The 4,912-nt window shown below is 66.8% G+C and carries 5 protein-coding genes; 4 read left to right on the top strand and 1 reads right to left on the bottom strand.

The features are described 5' to 3' along the window. Positions 1 to 151: 151 nt before the first annotated feature. The 4 genes from VIR09_RS07435 to VIR09_RS07420 all read left to right on the top strand — a co-directional run bounded on the left by VIR09_RS07435 (position 152) and on the right by VIR09_RS07420 (position 3,951). Positions 152 to 1,087: a LysR family transcriptional regulator gene (locus tag VIR09_RS07435; protein ID WP_332012292.1), complete on the top strand. Its 936-nt coding sequence runs from the start codon at positions 152 to 154 to the stop codon at positions 1,085 to 1,087. Between the two features lie 76 nt (positions 1,088 to 1,163). Continuing rightward, positions 1,164 to 1,355 (top strand): DUF2970 domain-containing protein, encoded by a 192-nt coding sequence (locus VIR09_RS07430; RefSeq protein WP_332012291.1) that lies wholly within the window; start codon positions 1,164 to 1,166, stop codon positions 1,353 to 1,355. A 315-nt stretch (positions 1,356 to 1,670) separates the two neighbouring features. Then, positions 1,671 to 3,413 carry a nitrite/sulfite reductase gene (locus tag VIR09_RS07425; RefSeq protein WP_332012290.1) on the top strand — a complete coding sequence of 581 codons (1,743 nt, stop codon included), beginning with the start codon at positions 1,671 to 1,673 and terminating at the stop codon, positions 3,411 to 3,413. Further along, on the top strand, positions 3,406 to 3,951 hold the full coding sequence (locus tag VIR09_RS07420) for a DUF934 domain-containing protein (protein WP_332012289.1): 546 nt from the start codon (positions 3,406 to 3,408) through the stop codon (positions 3,949 to 3,951). The genes VIR09_RS07425 and VIR09_RS07420 overlap by 8 nt, the downstream gene beginning before the upstream one ends. A 29-nt stretch (positions 3,952 to 3,980) precedes the next feature. On the opposite strand, the gene VIR09_RS07415 is transcribed toward VIR09_RS07420, so the two are convergent. Then, positions 3,981 to 4,745 carry an IclR family transcriptional regulator gene (locus VIR09_RS07415; protein WP_332012288.1) on the bottom strand — a complete coding sequence of 255 codons (765 nt, stop codon included), beginning with the start codon at positions 4,743 to 4,745 and terminating at the stop codon, positions 3,981 to 3,983. Positions 4,746 to 4,912 lie beyond the last annotated feature (167 nt).

Raw genomic sequence — 4,912 nt, 5'->3', positions numbered from 1 at the left:
AACCATGACAGGGCTGCCGCATAAACGTTGCGTAAAATGCAACGGAAAGGCTTTTCCGGGGAAATTTTTGCATGATCTCAGATCATGCAAGGGTAAACCCTAGATTGTATCTGTGGATCTGCCGCCGCACTCCCTGCCCGGAGCCCCCGCCATGGACGAAAAACTCGACGCCCGCCGTACCCATTACTTCATGCAGGTCATGAGCCGCGGCTCGGTGCGCGGCGCCGCCGAAGTGCTGGACATGGACCCGTCCGCCGTCAGCCGCGCCATTGCCGCGCTGGAACGCGATTGCGGCATCGCGCTATTCGAACGCCGCGGCCGCGGCGTGGTGCCCACGGACGCCGGACACATCCTGGCGCGCTACCTCAAGCGCCAACAGGATATCCAGGAGAGTTTCTTCTCCGAGATCGACAGCCTGCGCAAGGCCGAACGGGGACACATAGACCTGGTGCTGGGCGAAGGCTTCGTGGAACTGATGTTCGAGCGCGTACTGCCCGGCTATTGGCGCAGCCACCCCGAGGTCACGCTGGACATCGACGTGGCGCGCACCTCCGAGATCGTGCAGCGCATCGTCGACGACCGCGCCTATATAGGACTGGTATTCCAGCCGCCCAACGACGCCCGCCTGCGCACCCACTATTCGCGGCCCGAGCCTATCCGCGCCATCGTCCGCGACGACCATCCACTGACCCGGCTGTGCCGTCCGCTGCTCTTGACCGACCTGGCCGACTATCCCGGCGCATCCATGCAGGAAGGCTTTGGTGTGCGCCAGCATATCCAGGCCGCCGAGATCAGCGAACAGGTCCGGCTGCGCAACGTGCTGACCACTTCGTCCTTCAAGGCGCTGTGGCAGTTCGCCGCCGCCGGCATCGGCTATGCGCTGACGCCGCCCATCGCGGTCACCGCGGACATGCGCGCCCAGCGCCTGGCCAGCCTGCCGCTGGCCAACCCCATCCTCAACCAGGGCAGCCTGCACGTGCTCAGCCGCGCCGGCCGCCACGTCTCGCCGGCCGCGCGCGAGCTGCTGGAGCACATCGTGCGCGGCATCGGCGCCCCGGCTGGTTCAACGCCTGATACGGTCGAGTAAGCCGGATCTGCATCTGTTTCCCCGGCGCGCGGCGGCCTACATTGGCGGCATCCACCACTACGCCAGGAGAGACAACATGCTCAGTTTCTTGCGCACGGTCAAATCCGTGCTGTGGGGATTCTTCGGCGTGCGCCGCGGGCGGGGCTACGATGCCGACATCGCCAACAACAAGCCGGCGCCATTGATATTGACCGGGCTGCTGTTGGCGGCTTGTCTGGTCATCATTCTGGTGCTGGTGGCACGCTGGGCGGTAAACGCCGCGCTGTAAATCGGCCGTCCCGCCGCCGGGCCGTCCCAAGGCGGGACAGCCCCCTCGGGGGGTAGCAAGCGCGCGTCAGCGCGCGCAGCGTGGGGGTGCACATCGGCAGTCCCGCCGCCGGGCCGTCCCAAGGCGGGACAGCCCCCTCGGGGGGCAGCAAGCGCGCGCCAGCGCGCGCAGCGTGGGGGCCCTCATTACCTTATTACCAGAATGACTTAGACGGTCGCCGCGGCTGCCTGTTACGGTTATGAACCCCTTTCCCCTGCCGCATTGCGTCAGGCGAGCGCAGGGGTCCAGACCGAGAAGACTTCAAGGGCAGTAGACATGTACGTGTATGACCCCGTCGACCAGCAACTCGTCGAGCAGCGTGTGGCGCAGTTCTCCGACCAGACGCGCCGCTTCCTCGATGGCCAACTAACGGAAGATGAATTCCGTGTTTTGCGTCTGCAGAACGGCCTGTACATCCAGCGCCACGCGCCCATGCTGCGCGTCGCCATTCCCTACGGCATCCTGGCGTCGCGCCAGCTGCGCACGCTGGCGCACATTGCGCGCAAGTGGGACCGCGGCTACGGCCATTTCAGCACCCGCCAGAACATTCAGTTCAACTGGCCCAAGCTCGAAGACGTGCCGGACATCCTGGCCGAGCTGGCCACGGTGCAGATGCACGCCATCCAGACCAGCGGCAACTGCATCCGCAACACCACCACCGACCACTTCGCCGGCGTCGCGCCAGACGAGCTGGTGGATCCGCTGGTGTGGTGCGAGATCATCCGCCAGTGGTCCACGCTGCACCCCGAATTCGCCTTCCTGCCGCGCAAGTTCAAGATCGCGGTCAGCGGCGCGGTGCAGGACCGCGCGGCCGTGGGCGTGCACGACATCGGCCTGCAAGCCGTCGAACGCGACGGCAAGCTGGGCTTCCGCGTCTGGATCGGCGGCGGACTGGGCCGCACGCCCATCGTCGGCAAGCTGATCAATCCCTTCGTCGAATGGCAGGACCTGCTGACCTATCTGCAGGCCGCGCTGCGCGTCTACAACCTGCACGGCCGCCGCGACAACAAGTACAAGGCGCGCATCAAGATCCTGGTGAAGGATCTGACGCCTGAGGTCTACGCGCAGCAGGTGGACGAACAGTGGCAGCTCATCAAGGGCGGCCCCGACACCATCACCCAGGAATTCGTCGACAACATCAAGGCCCGCTTCGTCTGGCCGCAATATGACGCCGCCGCCACGCAGGACGTCGACAACACCGCCGCGCTGGCTGCCGCCGATCCGCGCTTCGCGCGCTGGCTGCGCACCAACGTGCACCCGCACAAGGTGGCCGGCTACGCCGCCGTCACCGTATCGCTCAAGCCCACCGGCGTGCCGCCGGGCGACATCACCGCCGACCAGATGGACGCGGTGGCCAACCTGGCCGACGATTACGGCTTCGGCGAACTGCGCGTCTCGCACGAGCAGAACCTGATCCTGGCAGACGTGCGCCGCGCGCGCCTGCATGAACTCTGGACCACGCTGCAGGCGCTGAACCTGGCCACGCCCAACATCGGACTGCTGACCAACATCATCGCCTGTCCGGGCGGGGATTTCTGCGCGCTGGCCAATGCCGTCTCGATCCCGGTGGCCGAAGCCATCCAGCGTCAGTTCGACAACCTCGACTACCTGTTCGAGATCGGCGAGCTGGACCTGAACATCTCGGGCTGCATCAACTCCTGCGGCCATCATCACGTGGGCCATATCGGTATCCTCGGGGTCGATAAGGCCGGCGAGGAGTGGTATCAGGTCACCATCGGCGGCCGCCAGAACGGCGCCGCCAAGCCGCTGCCCGATATCGAATCCACGCGCGGCGGCGGCGCCGCGATCGGCCGCATCATCGGTCCGTCGTTCGCTCGCGACCAGGTCGCGGGCGTGGTGGACCGCCTGGTTCGCACCTACCTGGGCCTGCGCGACAGCGAAGAGGAACGCTTCATCGACGTGGTGGACCGCGTCGGCATCGATCCCTTCAAGCAGGACGTCTATTCCGACCCCGCCTTCGCCAAACCCACGCAGCACGCCGAGGCCGCCCATGTCTGAAATCTATCCACACGACGCCCCCGGCCCCCACCTGATCCGCAACGGCCGCCTGGAGGCCGACACCTGGCATTTCTTCACGCCGGAACCGGAAGTCCCCGCCGAAGGCCAGGTACCCAACGACGCGCCGGGCTGGATCGTGCCTCTCTCCACCTGGAAGACCTCGCGGGCCGCGCTGCGCCGCCACCAGCATCCGGTCGCGGTCCAGCTGGAATCCGACGCCGACCTGCGCGACCTGGCCGAAGCCGACGGCACGCTGGATCCCACCGGCATTGCCTTCATCGCCGTGGACTTTCCGGTCTATACCGACGGCCGCGGCTATTCGCTGGCGCAGCTGCTGCGCACGCGCTACCGGTGGCAAGGCGAACTGCGCGCGGTCGGCGACGTGATGATCGACACCATCCACTACCAGGCGCGCGTCGGGTTCGACAGCTTCCTGGTCAAGCCCGGCCACGATCCGCACAAGGCGCTGGATGCGTTCAAGACTTTCACGGTCCACTATCAAAAGACCTACCGGGTGCCGCCCTCGGCGGCAGCCTAGTCTCCCGGAACCCGCGGCAGCGCCCAGCGCTACGCCCTGACCCCGTCTTGCGCCAACTGGGCGCGGATCAGGTCGGCAATATTGCGCTGGCGCGCCGCCTGCATGCGGCTGATCAGGCTGGATACGCTGACGGCCAGGCGCGGATATCCGCCCGCGTCGCATAAGGCCACGCCCACGCCCAGCACGCCAGGCACCGCGGCATTGCCGACCACCGACCAGCCGCGATCCCGCGTGTTCTCCACCAGGCGCCGCATCTGCGCCACCGTCATGCCGCCATAGGCGCGCAGCGCCTGCTCGTTCTGGGCAATCACCTCTTCCGACTCTTCTGGCGGCAATGCCGCCAATAGCGCCAGCCCGGCCGCCCCCACGCCCAGGGGCTGGCGGTGTCCCACCGTGACCGCCAGCACCTGCACGGGATAGTTGCCCACCTCCCGGTGCAGGCAGAGCGAATCGTTGCCCGCGCGGCAGATGAGGAAGGCAGAGTCGCCGCTGACATCGCTGATCTGGCGCAGCACCGGCCGCAGGCCGCGCACCGCTTGCGCGTGCGGATCGCCCGCCATCATCACGCCCAGCTCGGCCACGCGCCAGCGCGGCGCCTCGGATTCGCGCAAGGCGTACCCCTCCTGCACCAGCACGTCCAGATAGCGATAAGCCGTGGTCCGCTGCATGCCCGCCGCGCGTGCGATGTCGACCACGTGCATGCCTGCCGCGCCCGCCTGCCGCAGCACGCCCAGCACGCGCAGGCCGCGGCGCAATACGCGCGGTCCGGAGCCTTCGGATTCGGGTTTGTTCATTTTTTGGACAGTTTGCGTTGATGGGGCCTCTATCAAAGCCCAATATGAAGCCGGGCAGACGCAGATTTGTCCAAATATTAGACAAACAGGACGGAGACAACAATGAAGATGCAAAGCAAGCGGTGGGCCGCCGCAGCGGCCGCCCTGGGCGCGCTGCTCGCGGCCCC

Origin of the sequence: Achromobacter sp. (assembly GCF_036567245.1) — a bacterium.
GTDB lineage: Bacteria > Pseudomonadota > Gammaproteobacteria > Burkholderiales > Burkholderiaceae_B > Achromobacter.
This window is presented reverse-complemented; position numbering and strand designations above follow the sequence as displayed.

Coding starts and splice junctions, on each gene's coding strand:
- VIR09_RS07435 (WP_332012292.1), top strand. CDS start 152: ATGGACGAAAAACTCGACGCCCGCCGTACCCATTACTTCATGCAGGTC.
- VIR09_RS07430 (WP_332012291.1), top strand. CDS start 1,164: ATGCTCAGTTTCTTGCGCACGGTCAAATCCGTGCTGTGGGGATTCTTC.
- VIR09_RS07425 (WP_332012290.1), top strand. CDS start 1,671: ATGTACGTGTATGACCCCGTCGACCAGCAACTCGTCGAGCAGCGTGTG.
- VIR09_RS07420 (WP_332012289.1), top strand. CDS start 3,406: ATGTCTGAAATCTATCCACACGACGCCCCCGGCCCCCACCTGATCCGC.
- VIR09_RS07415 (WP_332012288.1), bottom strand. CDS start 4,745: ATGAACAAACCCGAATCCGAAGGCTCCGGACCGCGCGTATTGCGCCGC.